General features: G+C 67.0%; 15 protein-coding genes and 1 pseudogene. 13 read left to right on the top strand and 3 right to left on the bottom strand.

The annotated features are described in order from the left end of the window. Window positions 1-97, top strand: a pseudogene (locus AC2VOK_RS00940) (IS5 family transposase); the annotation flags it as partial. Here the strand turns inward: AC2VOK_RS00940 and AC2VOK_RS00935 are convergent. Then, window positions 94-1269, bottom strand: coding sequence for a steroid 3-ketoacyl-CoA thiolase (locus AC2VOK_RS00935; RefSeq protein WP_428898800.1), 1176 nt, complete (start codon window positions 1267-1269; stop codon window positions 94-96). The pseudogene AC2VOK_RS00940 and the gene AC2VOK_RS00935 sit on opposite strands and share 4 nt — an antisense overlap. A 169-nt stretch (window positions 1270-1438) precedes the next feature. Between AC2VOK_RS00935 and AC2VOK_RS00930 the strand changes: the two genes are divergently transcribed. The 7 genes from AC2VOK_RS00930 (at window position 1439) to AC2VOK_RS00900 (ending at window position 8408) form a co-directional block, all read left to right on the top strand. After that, window positions 1439-2689 carry a cytochrome P450 gene (locus tag AC2VOK_RS00930; protein ID WP_428898799.1) on the top strand — a complete coding sequence of 417 codons (1251 nt, stop codon included), beginning with the start codon at window positions 1439-1441 and terminating at the stop codon, window positions 2687-2689. Then, a complete protein-coding gene (locus tag AC2VOK_RS00925; RefSeq protein ID WP_428898798.1) occupies window positions 2689-3765 on the top strand; it encodes an acyl-CoA dehydrogenase family protein in 1077 nt (358 codons plus the stop codon). The genes AC2VOK_RS00930 and AC2VOK_RS00925 overlap by 1 nt, the downstream gene beginning before the upstream one ends. After that, complete coding sequence (gene fadE29, locus AC2VOK_RS00920; RefSeq protein ID WP_428898797.1) at window positions 3750-4913, top strand: acyl-CoA dehydrogenase FadE29; 1164 nt, start codon at window positions 3750-3752, stop codon at window positions 4911-4913. Before AC2VOK_RS00925 ends, fadE29 begins: the two co-directional genes overlap by 16 nt. Continuing rightward, complete coding sequence (locus tag AC2VOK_RS00915; protein ID WP_428898796.1) at window positions 4910-5872, top strand: bifunctional MaoC family dehydratase N-terminal/OB-fold nucleic acid binding domain-containing protein; 963 nt, start codon at window positions 4910-4912, stop codon at window positions 5870-5872. The genes fadE29 and AC2VOK_RS00915 overlap by 4 nt, the downstream gene beginning before the upstream one ends. Next, window positions 5869-6270: a MaoC family dehydratase gene (locus AC2VOK_RS00910; RefSeq protein WP_428898795.1), complete on the top strand. Its 402-nt coding sequence runs from the start codon at window positions 5869-5871 to the stop codon at window positions 6268-6270. The genes AC2VOK_RS00915 and AC2VOK_RS00910 overlap by 4 nt, the downstream gene beginning before the upstream one ends. Next, the gene (locus tag AC2VOK_RS00905; protein ID WP_428898794.1) at window positions 6270-7439 is read left to right on the top strand and encodes a lipid-transfer protein; all 1170 of its coding nucleotides are present in this window, start codon (window positions 6270-6272) and stop codon (window positions 7437-7439) included. Before AC2VOK_RS00910 ends, AC2VOK_RS00905 begins: the two co-directional genes overlap by 1 nt. A gap of 135 nt (window positions 7440-7574) precedes the next feature. Further along, a complete protein-coding gene (locus AC2VOK_RS00900) occupies window positions 7575-8408 on the top strand; it encodes a DUF559 domain-containing protein (protein ID WP_428898793.1) in 834 nt (277 codons plus the stop codon). Between the two features lie 71 nt (window positions 8409-8479). Here AC2VOK_RS00900 and AC2VOK_RS00895 read toward each other — a convergent pair whose 3' ends face one another. Both AC2VOK_RS00895 and kstD read right to left on the bottom strand, forming a co-directional pair. Further along, window positions 8480-9340 carry a MaoC family dehydratase gene (locus AC2VOK_RS00895; protein ID WP_428898792.1) on the bottom strand — a complete coding sequence of 287 codons (861 nt, stop codon included), beginning with the start codon at window positions 9338-9340 and terminating at the stop codon, window positions 8480-8482. Window position 9341: 1 nt separating this feature from the next. Beyond that, window positions 9342-11036: a 3-oxosteroid 1-dehydrogenase gene (kstD, locus tag AC2VOK_RS00890; protein ID WP_428898791.1), complete on the bottom strand. Its 1695-nt coding sequence runs from the start codon at window positions 11034-11036 to the stop codon at window positions 9342-9344. 72 nt (window positions 11037-11108) lie between these two features. On the opposite strand from kstD, the gene AC2VOK_RS00885 reads away from it, so the two are divergent. From AC2VOK_RS00885 to AC2VOK_RS00865, 5 genes are all read left to right on the top strand, one after another. Continuing rightward, window positions 11109-11903, top strand: coding sequence for a 2-keto-4-pentenoate hydratase (locus tag AC2VOK_RS00885; protein WP_428898790.1), 795 nt, complete (start codon window positions 11109-11111; stop codon window positions 11901-11903). A gap of 1 nt (window position 11904) precedes the next feature. After that, window positions 11905-12861: an acetaldehyde dehydrogenase (acetylating) gene (locus AC2VOK_RS00880; protein ID WP_428898789.1), complete on the top strand. Its 957-nt coding sequence runs from the start codon at window positions 11905-11907 to the stop codon at window positions 12859-12861. After that, on the top strand, window positions 12858-13916 hold the full coding sequence (gene dmpG / locus AC2VOK_RS00875) for a 4-hydroxy-2-oxovalerate aldolase (protein WP_428898788.1): 1059 nt from the start codon (window positions 12858-12860) through the stop codon (window positions 13914-13916). Before AC2VOK_RS00880 ends, dmpG begins: the two co-directional genes overlap by 4 nt. Window positions 13917-14050: 134 nt before the next feature. Next, on the top strand, window positions 14051-15313 hold the full coding sequence (locus AC2VOK_RS00870; protein WP_428898787.1) for a PPE family protein: 1263 nt from the start codon (window positions 14051-14053) through the stop codon (window positions 15311-15313). A gap of 182 nt (window positions 15314-15495) precedes the next feature. Further along, window positions 15496-15602, top strand: a 107-nt coding sequence (locus AC2VOK_RS00865; RefSeq protein ID WP_428898801.1) for a PPE domain-containing protein, incomplete at its 3' end; no start/stop codon positions are given.

The following is a 15602-nucleotide window of genomic DNA, read 5'->3' as shown; positions in this document are numbered from 1 at the left end:
CGACAAATACGCCCTAACCTACCTCGGTGGTGTCCTGTTAGCCTGCGCCGTAATCCATTCCCGCGTAGGAAGCAACAAATCGGGAGACACGCCCTAGATGCGCTCGATGATGGTGCCGGTGGACAGGGCGCCGCCGGCGCACATGGTGATCAGCGCGGTGCTCTGGTCGGTGCGCTCCAGTTCGTGCAGGGCGGTGGTGATCAGCCGGCTGCCGGTGCAGCCGACCGGGTGGCCCAACGCGATCGCGCCGCCGTTGACGTTGACCCGGGCCATGTCGGGCTCGTGCACCCGGGCCCACGACAGCACCACCGACGCGAACGCCTCGTTGATCTCGACGATGTCGATGTCGCCCATCTTCATCCCGGCCTTCTCCAGCACCTTCGCCGTCGACTGCACCGGGCCGTCCAGATGGTAGTAGGCCTCCGCACCGACCAGCGCCTGGCTGACGATCCGGGCCCGGGGGCGCAGGCCCAGCGCCTTGGCCTTGTCCTCGTCCATCCAGAGAACGGCCGCCGCGCCGTCGGAGATCTGCGACGACGTTCCCGCCGTGTGGATCCCGCCCTCCAGGACCGGCTTGAGCGAGCTCAGGCCCGACAGCGTGGTGTCGCGCAGGCCCTGGTCGCGGGAGATGGTCACGCGCTCCGAGGTCGGCTGCTTGTTCTCGTCGAGCGCCGGCGCCACGATCGGGGAGATCTCGCGGTCGAAGCGGCCCTCGTCCCAGGCCTGCTTGGCCTTGGCCTGGGACTCGAAACCGAACTGGTCGATGTCTTCGCGGGTGATGCCACGGCGCTTGGCGATTCGCTCGGCCGCGGTGAACTGGTCGGGCAGGTCGATGTCCCACGACTCGGGCCGCAGGATGGTGCGGTCGGGCCCGGCATTGGCCCCCAGTCCGACGCGGCTCATCGCCTCGATCCCGCACGCGATGCCGATGTCGATGGCGCCGACCGCGATCAGCCCGGCGATCAGGTGGTTGGCCTGCTGGCTGCTCCCGCACTGGCAGTCCACGGTCGCGGCGCCGACATGCTCCGGCAGCCCGGCGGCCAGCCAGCTCACCCGGGTGATGTTGTTCGACTGCTCGCCGTACTGGGTCACGCAGCCGCCGATGGCCTGTTCGACGTCGCCGGCTTGAAAACCAGACGAGATGCCGGCCTTCTCCACGACTGCCTTCTGCACCGCCCCCAGCAGCTCGGTGGCGTGCAGTCCTGACAGCCAGCCAGCGCGTTTCCCGATGGGGCTGCGGGTGGCTTCGACGATTACCGGGTTACCCATGGGGCCAGGCTAGAACACGTTTCATTACTATGACAAGCGAGGATACTGCCGCGCCTTTTTTCTGCGGTGGAGGCGTGTTTTACTGGCAGCAGAGCTCCACTAGGAGAGCTAGTGCCCTGGATCGCCAGTCGCAGGAACAGCATATGCACGAGCAGTGAGGAGAAACAGCGTGCCTAGCCCCCACCTTCCGCCCGGATTCGACTTTCTCGATCCGGACAGAAATCTCAAAGGCCTGCCGGTCGCGGAACTGGCCGAGCTGCGTAAATCCCAGCCGATCTACTGGCTGGACGTTCCGGGCGGGACCGGGGGCTTCGGCGACAAGGGCTACTGGGTGATCACCAAGCACCGGGACGTCAAGGAGATCTCGCTGCGCAGCGACATCTTCTCCAGCCAGCAGGACTGCGCCATCCCGGTCTGGCCGCAGGAGATGACGCGCGAGCAGATCGACTTGCAGCGACTCGTCATGCTCAACATGGACGCCCCGCACCACACCCGGTTGCGCAAGATCATCTCCCGTGGCTTCACCCCGCGCGCCATCGGACGGCTTCGCGACGAGCTGGACAGCCGCGCGCAGAACATCGCCAAGACGGCCGCGGCGGCGGGCTCGGGAGACTTCGTCGAGCAGGTCTCCTGCGAGCTGCCGCTGCAGGCGATCGCCGGTCTGCTGGGCGTGCCGCAGGAGGACCGCGACAAGATCTTCCGCTGGTCCAACGAGATGACCGGCAACCAGGATCCCGAGTTCGCCCACGTCGACCCGGCGACGTCGTCAGCCGAGATCATCGCGTACGCCATGAAGATGGCCGAGGAGCGGGGCGCAAACCCCGGCGACGACATCGTCACCAAGCTGATCCAGGCCGACATCGAGGGTGAGAAGCTCTCCGACGACGAGTTCGGGTTCTTCGTCATGATGCTCGCGGTTGCCGGCAACGAGACCACTCGGAACTCCATCACGCACGGCATGATCGCGTTCTCGCAGAACCCGGAGCAGTGGGAGTTGTTCAAGAGGGAACGGCCCGAGACCGCGCCCGACGAGATCGTGCGCTGGGCGACCCCGGTCACCGCGTTCCAGCGCACCGCCCTGGAGGACTACGAGCTGTCCGGGGTGCAGATCAAGAAAGGCCAGCGGGTGGTGATGTTCTACCGGTCGGCCAACTTCGACGAAGAGGTTTTCCAGGATCCGTTCAGCTTCAACATCATGCGAAACCCCAACCCGCACGTCGGTTTCGGTGGCACCGGCGCGCACTACTGCGTCGGCGCGAACCTGGCCAAGATGACGATCAGCCTGATCTTCAACGCAGTCGCCGACCACATGCCGGACCTGAAGCCGATTGCCGAACCCGAGCGGCTGCGCTCTGGCTGGCTCAACGGCATCAAACACTGGCAGGTCGACTACACGGGTCAGTGCCCGGTGAGCCACTGATGGACTTCGATCTCACCGCGACGCAGCAGGCTGTCGCCGACGTGGTCACATCCGTTCTGGAACGGGATCTTTCGTGGAAGGCCTTGGTCGACGGGGGTGTGCCGGCGCTTCCGGTGCCCGAACGTCTCGGCGGCGACGGTGTGGGTCTGCCCGAGGTCGCCACGGTGCTGACCGAAGTGGGCCGCCGCGGCGCCATCACGCCGGCGCCGGCGACGCTGGGCCTGGGCGTGGTGCCGCTGCTCGACCTCGCCTCCGAGGAACAGCAGGACCGCTTTCTGGGTGCGGTGGCCAAGGGCGGCGTGCTGACGGCCGCGCTCAACGAGCCCGGCGCTGCGCTGCCGGACCGGCCCGGCGTCACCCTGGCGGCCGGGCGGCTGTCGGGCACTAAAGTCGCTGTGCCGTATGCCGAGCAGGCCGATTGGATGGTCGTGACGGCCGACGCCGGGGTCGCGGTGGTATCGCCGCAGTCCGACGGTGTCGGGTTGGTGCGCACCCCGACGTCGAGTGGTTCGGACGAGTACACGGTCACGTTCGACGACGTTGCGGTAGAGAGCTCCGGGGTGCTGGCGAATGCCCGCGCGCCCCGGGTCAACCAGCTCGCGCTGGCGATGATCGGCGCGTACGCCGACGGTTTGGTGGCCGGGGCGCTGCGCCTCACCGCGGACTACGTGGCCAACCGCAAGCAGTTCGGCAAGCCGCTGTCCACCTTCCAGACCGTGGCGGCGCAGCTCTCGGAGGTCTACATCGCCTCGCGCACCATCGATCTGGTGGCGAAGTCGGTCGTGTGGCGGCTCTCGGAGGGCCGGGACGCCGTTGACGACCTGGACGTCTTGGGCTACTGGATCACCTCGCAGGCGCCGCCGATGATGCAGACCTGTCACCACCTGCACGGCGGCATGGGCATGGACATCACCTATCCGATGCACCGGTACTACTCCACGATCAAGGACCTGACCCGTCTGCTGGGCGGGCCATCTCATCGCCTCGAACTGGTGGCGATCGCAGGCGCGGCGACGCCGGGCGCTGCGCATCGCCACCGAGACAACCCGAGCGGAGCGCAATGTTCATCGATCTGACCCCCGAGCAGCGCCAGCTGCAAGCCGAGCTGCGGCACTACTTCTCGAACCTCATCTCCTCCGACGAGATGAAGGCGATGGAGCAGAACCGGCACAACGAGGCTTACCGTGCGGTGATCCGCCGCATGGGCCGGGACGGCAAGCTCGGGGTCGGGTGGCCCAAGGAGTACGGCGGCCTGGGCTTCGGCCCGATCGAGCAGTCGATCTTCGTCAACGAGGCGCACCGCGCCGACGTGCCGCTGCCCGCGGTGACGTTGCAGACGGTCGGCCCGACCCTGCAACAGTTCGGCAGCGAGCTGCAGAAGCAGAAGTTCCTCCCGGCGATCCTGGCCGGTGAGGTGCACTTCGCGATCGGCTACAGCGAGCCCGAGGCGGGGACGGACCTGGCATCGCTGCGGACCACCGCCGTACGCCAGGGCGACGAATACATCGTCAACGGCCAGAAGATGTGGACCACCGGCGGTCACGACGCCGACTACATCTGGCTGGCCTGCCGTACGGATCCGGACGCCGTGAAGCACAAGGGTATTTCGATCCTGATCGTCGACACAAAGGATCCCGGTTTTTCGTGGACGCCGGTCATCCTGTCCGACGGCGCCCACCACACCAACGCCACGTACTACAACGACGTGCGCGTTCCTGCCGAGATGCTGGTCGGCGAGGAGAACGGCGGGTGGCGGCTGATCACGACCCAGCTGAACAACGAGCGGGTGATGCTGGGCCCGGCGGGACGGACCGCGGGCATCTACGATCGAGTGCACGCGTGGGCGTCCAAGCCCGGCAGCGACGGCGTCACGCCGATCGACCACGCGGACGTCAAACGCGCGCTCGGTGAGATCTACTCGGTCTGGCGGGTCAACGAACTGCTCAACTGGCAGGTGGCTGCCGCCGGCGAGGACATCAACGTGGCGGATGCCGCATCGACGAAAGTCTTCGGCACCGAACGTATTCAGTACGTCGGCCGGCTCGCTGAAGAGATCGTCGGCAAATACGGCAACCCGGCCGACCCGGAGACCGCCGAGCTACTCGGATGGCTCGACTCCCAGACAAAGCGCAACCTGGTGATCACCTTCGGTGGAGGAGTGAACGAAGTCATGCGAGAGATGATCGCGGCCGCCGGCCTCAAGGTGCCGAGGGTGCCCAGATGACCGATATCCACGAAGCCGTTGCCGAGATCAAGGCGGCCGGCGCCCCCAAGCCCCGCGTCGGGCGCGACCCGGTGAACCAGCCGATGGTCAACAACTGGGTGGAGGCAATCGGCGACCGCAACCCCATCTACGTCGACGAGGCCGCGGCCCGGGCGGCCGGCCACCCGGGAATCGTCGCCCCGCCGGCCATGATTCAGGTGTGGACGATGTTCGGACTGGGCGGTGAGCGCCCCAAGGACGATCCGCTGGGGCCCATCATGACTCTTTTCGACGACGCCGGGTACATCGGCGTCGTCGCCACGAACTGCGAGCAGACCTATCACCGGTATCTGCGGCCCGGTGAGCAGATCGCCATCACCTCCGAGATGGGTGAGGTGGTGGGGCCCAAGCAGACTGCGCTGGGCGAGGGTTTCTTCGTCAACCAGCACATCATCTGGCGGGTAGGCGACGAGGACGTCGCCGAGATGAACTGGCGAATCCTGAAGTTCAGGCCGCGCGAGGAGTCGGCCGCGTCGTCCGCGGTTCCGGAAGACCTCGACCCCGACGCCATGATGCGCCCCTCGTCCTCGCGCGACACCGCCTTCTTCTGGGAGGGCGTCAAGGCGCACGAGCTGCGGATCCAGCGGCGACCGGACGGGAGCCTGCAGCACCCGCCGGTGCCGGCAGTGTGGCAGGACAAGTTCCAGCCCATCGACTACGCGGTGGCCAGCGGTCGCGGCACGGTGTTCAGCTTCGTCGTGCATCACGCGCCGAAGGTCCCGGGCCGCACGCTGCCGTTCGTCATCGCGTTGGTGGAACTCGAGGAAGGCGTGCGCATGCTGGGCGAGTTGCGTGGGGTGGACCCCGCGAAGGTGAAGATCGGCATGCCAGTGTGCGCCACTTATATGGATTTCCCCGCCGGTGCCACCGGGCCGGAGTGGACGCTTTATGCCTGGGAGCCCGTGGGGGCCGGAGCATGAGCGCACCCGTGATCGAGGTGGGCACGACGCTGCCCGAACTCAAGCTCTACGGCGACCCGACGTTCATCATCTCCACGGCGCTGGCCACCCGGGATTTTCAGGACGTGCACCACGACCGCGACAAGGCGCAGGCCAAGGGGTCCAAGGACATCTTCGTCAACATCCTCACCGACACCGGTCTGGTACAGCGCTACGTCACCGACTGGGCCGGTCCGTCGGCGCTGATCAAGTCGATCGGGCTACGGCTGGGGGTTCCGTGGTATGCCTACGACACGGTGACGTTCTCCGGTGAGGTGACCGCGATCGAAGACAGTATGATCACCGTGAAGGTGTTGGGCCGCAACAGCCTTGGCGATCATGTCATCGCAACGGTGACTCTGACGATGGGTGGTTCCTGATGCTGTCCGGTAAAGCGGCGATTGCCGGCATCGGTGCCACCGACTTCTCGAAGAACTCGGGCCGAAGCGAGCTGAGGCTGGCGGCCGAGGCGGTGCTGGACGCGCTGGACGATGCCGGTCTTTCACCGTCGGACGTCGACGGGCTGACCACCTTCACGATGGACACCAACAACGAGACCGCGGTCGCGCGTGCCGTCGGCATCGGTGACCTGAAGTTCTTCTCCCAGATCGGTTACGGCGGCGGCGCCGCGTGCGCGACCGTCCAGCAGGCCGCGATCGCCGTCGCGACCGGGGTCGCCGATGTCGTGGTCGCGTACCGCGCGTTCAACGAGCGTTCGGGCATGCGTTTCGGGCAGGTGCAGACTCGTCTGGTGGGAGATGCTGGGGCGCAGGCGGATTCGACGGCGGCGGACAATTCTTTCTCCTATCCCCACGGGCTGTCGACGCCGGCCGCGCAGGTGGCGATGATCGCCCAGCGCTACATGCACTCCTCGGGTGCCACCAGCCGCGACTTCGGCGCGATCTCGGTGGCCGATCGCAAGCACGCCGCCAAGAACCCGAAGGCCTACTTCTATGAGAAGCCGATAACGATTGAGGAACATCAGAATTCGCGGTGGATCGCCGAGCCGTTGCGGTTGCTGGACTGCTGTCAGGAGACCGACGGGGCGGTGGCGATCGTGGTGACATCGGTGGAGCGCGCACGTGACCTCAAGCAGCGGGCGGCGGTGATCGAGGCGGCGTCGCAGGGCTCCAGCCCGGACCAGTACACGATGGTCAGCTACTACCGCCCCGAACTCGGTCTGCCCGAGATGGGCGTCGTGGGCCGGCAGCTGTGGCAGCAGTCCGGGCTCAAACCGTCGGACATCCAGACCGCGGTCATCTACGACCACTTCACGCCCTTCACCCTGATCCAGTTGGAGGAGTTGGGTTTCTGCGGCAAGGGCGAAGCCAAGGATTTCATCGCCGATGGCGCGATAGAGGTGGGCGGCCGGCTGCCCATCAATACGCACGGGGGCCAGCTCGGCGAGGCATACATCCACGGCATGAACGGGATAGCCGAGGGAGTGCGGCAACTACGCGGGACGTCGGTCAACCCGGTACCCGACGTCGAGCACGTGCTCGTCACCGCGGGGACGGGCGTGCCGACGTCGGGCCTGATCCTGGGGTGAGGCCCGGCGGTTTCCTCACGCTTCGAGCGTCACGCTAGTGTGCCTGTCGACGCCGAGTGTCACGCTGGCGCGAAGCCTGTGGATAACCACGTGCGCTGACGTGACGCTCGGCGACGCTCGTGCCACGCTGCCGCCATGGCAGAGCCATTTGTCGGCAGCGAGGCCGTCGCGAGCGGATACCTGGTCAAAAGCGCACTGCGAACGGGGTATACCAGATTGTTCCCCGACGTATACATTGCGCTCGGTGCCGAGCTGACGCCCTTTGCTCGCGCCCGCGCAGGTTGGCTGTGGTCACAGCGCAAGGGGATTGTTGCGGGGCGCTCGGCGTCCGCGCTACACGGAGCTACCTGGGTTGATCCCGCGGCGCCGTTCGAGATACTCCACACCAATCGCAACCCGCTTCCGGGGCTGCGAGTACACAGCGTTCGTATCGACGCCGACGAGGTCGCGGTGCTGGATGGCGTCCCAGTGACAACGCCGGCGCGGACAGCGCTTGACTTGGGGTGCTGGTACCCTACCGGCGAATCGGTGGCGGCGATCGACGATCTGATGCGGGCCACGGATCTGAAGGCCATCGATATCGAGGCGCTCGCTCAGCGTTATCGAGGTCGGCGTGGAATCGACTCGGCACGCAAGGCTGTGTCTCTTGCGGACGCGGGGGCGCAGTCGCCCAAGGAAACATGGCTGCGGCTGCTGTTGGTAAACGCCGGACTGCCGCGGCCGCAGACGCAGATCGCAGTGCACGACGAGTTCGGCGACGTGGTCGCCTATCTCGATATGGGTTGGGAGGAAATCAAAGTCGCGGTCGAGTACGACGGGGAGCAACACCGCCGCGAACGGCGGCAATACAACTGGGACATCCGGCGACGCGAATTTCTCGATGGGCTCGGCTGGATCGTCATCCGGGTGATCGCCGGGGATCGGCCCGCCGAGATCGTTCGTCGGGTCCGAGCTGCACTGGCCCGCTGATCGTCACGCCAGCGTGACTCTCGACGATCGGCGTCACGCTGGCGTGACGCTCGGGGGAGGGGATAGGCCTGCTACGCGAGGATCAGCTCGACGCCGGAGAGCACGACGGCGTTGTCGCGGGAGGGCGCGACAACACTGGCGGCCACGCGGCCGTCTTCCTTCCAGATGGCGACGTTGAGCGTCTCGCCGGGGAAGGCCACACCGGCAAACCGTGCACCGTAGGCCGCCACCGCGCCGGTGTCACCATCGAGCAGGGCGTCGGCGATCGTCTTGCAGGTCATGCCATAAGTGCACAGGCCGTGCAGGATGGGCCGCGGAAACCCTGCAGCCACAGCGAATTCCGGATCGGAGTGCAGCGGGTTGCGGTCGCCGCAGAGCCGGTACAGCAGCGCCTGCTGGGGCAGGATCGGCATCGCGACCTCGAGATCGGGTGCCCGGTCGGTCGTTCCGGCCGCACCCGACGGTCCGCGTGAACCGCCGAATCCGCCCTCGCCGCGGGCGAAGATGGACCGCTTCTGCGTCCACAACAGCGTGCCGTCCGGCGAACTGACCTTGGTCTCGCTCCAGATCACCGCGGCCTTGCCCTTGTCCCAGATGTCGGTGAGCCGGGTCACGGCGCGCGCCGAACCCGACGGCGCGAGTGGCGCGGGCACCTGTACCCGCTCGCTGGCGTGCAGCACCCTGCTCAGCTCGATGTCGATGCCGGGGAACCGCACGCTCGGCGGGGTGGTCATGTGGAACGTGGCCGCGACATTGCCGAAAGTCGGTAGCACCTGCGGCGTGTCGTCCACCAGGTAGCGCAGCTCGCGAGGGTCCACAGGGTCGGTTCCGGCGCCCAGGGCGAGGTGGTAAAGCTGCACATCGCTACTGGTCCAAGAGAATTCGACAGGTTCGAGCTCCGCGTTCAGCGCGACGTCGACGTCGATGGGCATGTCAGCGTTCCTTCGCGAGATGCAGGGCAGCCAGGTACCCGAAGGTCATGGCCGGGCCGATGGTGCCACCCGGACCAGGATAGGTGTGTCCCATCACCGGGGCGCTGACATTGCCTGCTGCGTAAAGCCCTCCGATGATGGTGCCGTCGTCGCGCAGCGCGCGGCCGTGGACGTCGGTGCGGATGCCGCCTTTGGTTCCCAGGTCGCCGGGAACCATCTTGGCGGCGTAGAACGGCGGGTGGCTGATCTCGCCGAGGTTGGGGTTGGGCTTGTTGGTCGGGTCGCCGTAGTACCTGTCGTAGGCGCTCTCCCCGCGGTGGAAGTCGGCGTCCGCGCCTGAGCGCGCGAAGCCGTTGAAGCGTTCCACCGTGGCGTCGAGGGCGGCTGCGGGCAGCCCGGCCTTCTCGGCCAACCCCTCGAGGGTGTCGGCCGCGACGATCACGCCGGAATCCAGCCACTTGCGCGGAATGCGTTGCCCTGGCTGCAGTCCCGCGAAAATATACCGGTTCCGGTACTGCTGGTCGAACACCAGCCACGCGGGAATGTTCTCACCGGGGCCGGGCCCCTGCCCGAACTCCCCGCCGTACATGCGGTGGCAGGCTTCGACGTAGGGCATCGATTCGTTCATGAACCGCTTGCCCGACATGTTGACGATGATCGAACCCGGCGAGTTGCGCTCCGACAGCGCGAACCACGGTGCGCCGACCAGCGGCACGGTCGGCCCCCACCAGGCGTCTTCCATCAAATCCAATGCTGCCCCGAGTTTTTCGCCCGACACAATGCCGTCTCCGGTGTTGGCCTGGGCGCCGACAGTCCACTCGGTGCTGATGGGCGCGCGCTGGTATTTGATCCGCATTTGTTCGTTGTGCTCGAATCCGCCGCAGGCCAGGATCACGCCGCGCCGGGCCCGGATCAGCCGGGCTTCGGCCGTTTCGGGTGCGTCGGCGTCGCGCACGTAGATGCCGCGCACCATGCCGTCTTCGACGCAGAGGTCGGTGAGCGCGGTGTTCAACTCGACCGGCACGCCGGCCTGGCGAAGCCCGATCCGCAGGGGGCCGATCAGCGCCCGCCCCATTCCGACCAGGTTTTTCCCGGTCGCCCTCGCCCACATCGTGCGTGCTCCGACCTTGATGCTGCGCAGCACACCACGCGGGTGGCGTTTCAGCTGATTCAGTCGCACGTAGTCCTGCTGCATCACCACGACGTTCAGCGGTACCTTGCCGTAAGCCGGCTCGAGCCCGGCCATGTCGGCGCCGAGATTGCGGGCATCGAACGGCTTGGGTTCGATCGAACGCCCACCCGCGCGTCCACCCGGCGCTTCGGGGTAATAGTCGGAATATCCAGGCACCCAACACATCTTCAGTGGCGTGTGCTTCAGCACGAAAGAGAGCATTTCGGGTCCGCGGTCGAGGTAGGCGTCGATCCGCTCGGGCTCGACACCGCTGGTCGATTTGTCGCCGACGATCCCGTGCAGGTAGGTGCGAGCCGCCTCGGGGGTATCGCGCACGCCGCAGCGCTGCAGGACCTCGTTGTTGGGGATCCACACACCTCCTCCTGAGCGTGCGGTGGAGCCGCCGAAGTGAGAAGCCTTTTCGACGACTACCGTCGACAGGCCCTGGTGCGCGGCAGTGAGGGCGGCTACCATTCCGGCTCCGCCGCTTCCGACCACGACGACGTCGAACTCCTGCGCTGTCATGTAGAACACGTTATAGAATTGCCCGGGCCGGGCGCTACCGGCCCGGTCAAACGAACGAGGGGACTTCGGTAAATGCTCAGTGCTACGACGCGCGAGGAGTTGTCTGCGAGGTTGTGGCGCGCTGAGTTGGATCGTGAGTCGATTGCGCCGTTGACGGTGTCGCATCCGGAGATGGATGTGGTGGATGCCTATGAGATTCAGTTGATCAACATCGGTCGGCGGGTCGCAGCGGGTGCCCGGGTGGTGGGGCACAAGGTGGGGCTGTCGTCGCCTGCGATGCAGCAGATGATGGGTGTTGACGAGCCGGACTACGGGCATCTGCTCGATGAGATGCAGGTCTTCGAGGACACTGCGGTCAAGGCCGGGAACTACCTGTATCCGCGGGTCGAGATCGAGGTGGGTTTCATCCTGGCAGCCGACCTGCCGGGGGCCGGCTGCACCGAGGACGACGTGCTGGGGGCCACCGAGGCTCTGGTCCCGTCGATCGAGCTGATCGACACCCGGATCACCGACTGGAAGATCGGGTTGTGCGACACGATCGCCGACAACGCCTCGTCGGCGGGTTTCGTGCTGGGCGCGGCGCGGGTAGCGCCGGGCGAACTCGACGTCACGGCGATCGACGCGGTGCTGACGCGCAACGGCGAGGTGGTCGCCGAGGGCCGCAGCGATGCGGTGCTGGGAAATCCGGTGACCGCGGTGGCGTGGCTGGCCCGCAAGGTGGAAAGCTTTGGGGTGCGGCTGCGCAAAGGTGACGTCGTGTTGCCCGGGTCGTGCACGCGAGCGATCGACGCGGGTGCCGGTGACGAGTTCGTCGCCGAGTTCACCGGCCTGGGTGCGGTCAGGTTGTCATTCGAACAGGAGCGTTGACGTGCCGTCTAAAGCGAGTGTGGCCTTGAAAGTGGCGATTGTCGGGTCGGGCAACATCAGCACCGATCTGCTCTACAAGCTGCTGCGGTCGGACTGGCTGGAACCGCGCTGGATGGTGGGCATCGACCCGGCCAGCGAGGGCCTGGCCCGGGCCCGCAAGCTGGGGCTGGAGACCACCCATGAGGGGGTGGACTGGCTTTTGGCGCAGTCGGAGAAGCCCGACCTGGTGTTCGAGGCGACCAGCGCCTACGTGCATCGGGCGGCCGCGCCCCGCTATGCCGAGGCCGGGATCCGGGCCATTGATTTGACTCCGGCCGCGGTCGGTCCGGCGGTGATCCCGCCCGTGAATCTGCGCCAGCATCTGGGCGCGCCCAACGTCAACATGATCACCTGCGGGGGGCAGGCGACGATCCCGATCGTCTACGCGGTCTCGCGTGCGGTCGCCGAGCAGGGCGGGGTGCCTTATGCCGAGATCGTGGCGTCGGTGGCCTCGGTGTCAGCGGGGCCGGGCACCCGGGCCAACATCGACGAGTTCACCAAGACCACCAGCAGGGGTGTGCAGAGCATCGGCGGTGCCGCGCGGGGTAAGGCGATCATCATCTTGAACCCCGCGGACCCGCCGATGATCATGCGCGACACCATCTTTTGCGCCATCCCCGAAGACGCCGACCGCGACGCGATCGCCGCATCGATCCACGACATGGTCACCGAGGTGGCGACCTATGTGCCCGGCTACCGGCTGCTCAACGAGCCGCAGTTCGACGAGCCGTCGATGAACTCCGGTGGCCAGACCCTGGTCACCACGTTCGTCGAGGTGGAGGGTGCCGGGGACTATCTGCCGCCCTATGCCGGCAACCTCGACATCATGACCGCGGCGGCCACCAAGGTCGGCGAACAGATCGCCCAACAATCCCTGGCGGCGACGGCTGCGGGGACGGCGGGAGGAACACAGCCATGAGCACCGACATCTTCTTCAACCCCATCTGGGACGTGCGGATGACCGACACGTCGCTGCGCGACGGCTCACACCACAAGCGCCACCAGTTCACCAAAGAGGAAGTCGGTGCCATCGTCGCGGCGCTGGACGCCGCGGGGGTGCCGGTCATCGAAGTCACCCACGGCGACGGGCTGGGCGGGTCGAGCCTGAACTACGGCTTGTCCAAGACCCCCGAACAGGAACTGATCAGACTGGCCGCGCAGACGGCCACCGAGGCCAAGATCGCGTTTTTGATGCTGCCCGGGGTGGGCACCACAGACGACATCAAAGCGGCCCAGGACAACGGCGGGTCCATCTGCCGCATCGCCACCCACTGCACCGAGGCCGACGTCTCCATCCAGCACTTCGGATTCGCCCGCGACCTGGGCCTGGAAACCGTCGGATTCTTGATGATGGCCCACACCATCGCACCGGAGAAGCTGGCCGCCCAGGCCCGCATCATGGCCGACGCGGGCTGCCAGTGCGTCTACGTCGTCGATTCGGCGGGTGCCCTGGTCCTCGAAGGGGTCCGCGACCGCGTCGCCGCGCTGGTCGCCGAACTCGGCGACGACGCCCAGGTCGGCTTCCACGGCCATGAGAACCTCGGCCTGGGGGTTGCCAACTCCGTAGAGGCCGTGCGCGCGGGCGCCAAACAGATCGACGGCTCGTGTCGCCGGTTCGGGGCCGGCGCGGGCAACGCGCCCGTGGAGGCCCTGATCGGGGTGTTCGACAAGATCGGGGTCAAGACCGGCATCGACTTCTTCGACATCGCCGACGCCGCCGAAGACGTGGTACGCCCGGCCATGCCCGCCGAATGCGTCCTGGACCGCAACGCCCTGATCATGGGCTACTCCGGGGTCTACTCCAGCTTCCTCAAACACGCCGTCCGCCAATCCGAACGCTACGGAGTGCCCGCCCACCAACTCCTGCACCGCGCCGGCCAACGCAAACTCATCGGCGGCCAGGAAGACCAGCTCATCGACATCGCTCTGGAGATCAAACGCGAGCAAGAAAACGGGGCTGTTGCCTCGCCTTGACATAGCCAGCAGTTTGCTCGTGTGATCCAGCCCACTGGCGTGAGTTGTCCGCGTATGCCGGAAAACGGGTGATTTCACGCCCGGGTTGGCCTAGCTTTGTAGTGTCGACCACCAGCGGTCATTAGGGGAGTCCGATGAGTTTCATGACGTTGCCGCCGGAGATCAATTCTCTGCTGATGTACTCCGGCGCGGGGTCGGCTCCGATGCTGCAGGCCGCGGCGGCATGGAACGGGCTGGCCAGCGAGTTGGCCTCGGCCGCGCAGTCCTTTGCGTCGGTGACGTCGAACTTGGCGGGCCAGGCGTGGCAGGGAGCCGCAGCGTCGGCGATGGCGGCGGCGGCGGCACCCTACGCCGGGTGGTTGAGCGCCGCGGCGTCTCAGGCGGCCAGTGCGGCGGCTCAGGCTCAGGCGGTGGCCACCGAGTTCGAGGCCGCCCTGACGGCCGTGGTCCACCCGTTGGCCGTTCAGGCCAACCGTAACGGCCTGGTGAACCTGGTGATGTCGAACTTGTTCGGCCAGAATTGGCCCGCCATCGCACAGACCGAGTTCAACTACGCCGAAATGTGGGCCCAGGATGTGGCGGCGATGGTGGGCTACCACGGCGGGGCGTCGGTGGCGGCAGCGCAGCTGACATCGGGTCAGGCGAGCATGCCTGCCCTGCCGTTCATCCCGGGGATGGCGGCCGGCGGGATGGCCGCCGGCGGTCTCAGTGGCGCCTTGAGCTCCCTTGGTTCTGGTGGCGCCGGCAGCGCCGGGGTGGCCGCGGGAAGTGGCGCCGGAGTTGGCGCGGGAAGTGGCGCCGGCGGCGCTGACGCGGGAGCCGCAACGGCGACGGTCGGCTACGCCGGAGGCGCCGGCGGCGCAGCTGCTGCCGGTGGCGGTGTGGCCGCCGCGAACGCCGCTGCTGCGAACACCAACGGCGCTGTCGTCGGTGGGGGCACCGGCGACGTCAGTGGGTCGACTGTCGGCAGCGACAGCGTCGGCAGCGGAAGCGCGGGTGCCGTGAATCCCGGCAGCGGAAGTGCGGGCCTGATCGGAACGGCCGGGATGGCCGCAATGATGGCTTCGTCGGCACAGCGGTCGACGGCGGCGGGCGGGGCATCGCCCGTGGCGGGCGCCGCAACGGCCCCGCTCGAAGAAGCGCCGGTTCCTCCGGCGGAAGCTCCCACAGTGCCCACCGAGGACGTGCAAACAACCGCTGCGGCAACGCCTTTGGCGCCATTGGCCACGGCGTCCAAGTCGGCGGCACCGGCCGGGGCAATCTCGGCCCCAAAGCCGGCAGCGGCCGCGGAAAGTCGGGAGCCGGGAGAGCGGCTGGCCATGGATGCCCCAGAACCGCAGCGCCAAGCGCCGGAACCGCAGCAGCAAGGGCCGGAGCCGCAGCGCCGCGCACAGTAGCCCGTCTGGCAGTGATCTGCCTTCGCATTCCTGGTATTCGGGGGGGCTCGCCGATGCGTCGTTGAGCGCACCGCGCCGGCTCCCGTTTTTTGACCAAAATCGATGCGTGCATTGCGGCCAGTCAGTGCTTTAGGATCAGCGCAAGCGCAGCCGCGGTTTGAGGACCCGAAGGGACGGACCGTATGAGTTTCATGGTGTTGCCGCCGGAGGTTAATTCGTTGCGGATGTTTGCCGGTGCGGGGTCGGCGCCGATGTTGTCGGCGGCGGCGGCGTGGGAGGGGTTGGCTTC

The organism is Mycobacterium sp. TH-M116, assembly GCF_057473685.1.
Note: the sequence above shows the minus strand (reverse complement) of the source record. Positions and strands in the feature narration are given on the sequence as shown.

Excerpts from the sequence above, each read along its gene's own strand:
- AC2VOK_RS00935 (WP_428898800.1), bottom strand. The coding sequence starts at position 1,269 with ATGGGTAACCCGGTAATCGTCGAAGCCACCCGCAGCCCCATCGGGAAA.
- AC2VOK_RS00925 (WP_428898798.1), top strand. The coding sequence starts at position 2,689 with ATGGACTTCGATCTCACCGCGACGCAGCAGGCTGTCGCCGACGTGGTC.
- fadE29 (WP_428898797.1), top strand. The coding sequence starts at position 3,750 with ATGTTCATCGATCTGACCCCCGAGCAGCGCCAGCTGCAAGCCGAGCTG.
- AC2VOK_RS00915 (WP_428898796.1), top strand. The coding sequence starts at position 4,910 with ATGACCGATATCCACGAAGCCGTTGCCGAGATCAAGGCGGCCGGCGCC.
- AC2VOK_RS00910 (WP_428898795.1), top strand. The coding sequence starts at position 5,869 with ATGAGCGCACCCGTGATCGAGGTGGGCACGACGCTGCCCGAACTCAAG.
- AC2VOK_RS00905 (WP_428898794.1), top strand. The coding sequence starts at position 6,270 with ATGCTGTCCGGTAAAGCGGCGATTGCCGGCATCGGTGCCACCGACTTC.
- AC2VOK_RS00900 (WP_428898793.1), top strand. The coding sequence starts at position 7,575 with ATGGCAGAGCCATTTGTCGGCAGCGAGGCCGTCGCGAGCGGATACCTG.
- AC2VOK_RS00895 (WP_428898792.1), bottom strand. The coding sequence starts at position 9,340 with ATGCCCATCGACGTCGACGTCGCGCTGAACGCGGAGCTCGAACCTGTC.
- kstD (WP_428898791.1), bottom strand. The coding sequence starts at position 11,036 with ATGACAGCGCAGGAGTTCGACGTCGTCGTGGTCGGAAGCGGCGGAGCC.
- AC2VOK_RS00885 (WP_428898790.1), top strand. The coding sequence starts at position 11,109 with ATGCTCAGTGCTACGACGCGCGAGGAGTTGTCTGCGAGGTTGTGGCGC.
- dmpG (WP_428898788.1), top strand. The coding sequence starts at position 12,858 with ATGAGCACCGACATCTTCTTCAACCCCATCTGGGACGTGCGGATGACC.
- AC2VOK_RS00870 (WP_428898787.1), top strand. The coding sequence starts at position 14,051 with ATGAGTTTCATGACGTTGCCGCCGGAGATCAATTCTCTGCTGATGTAC.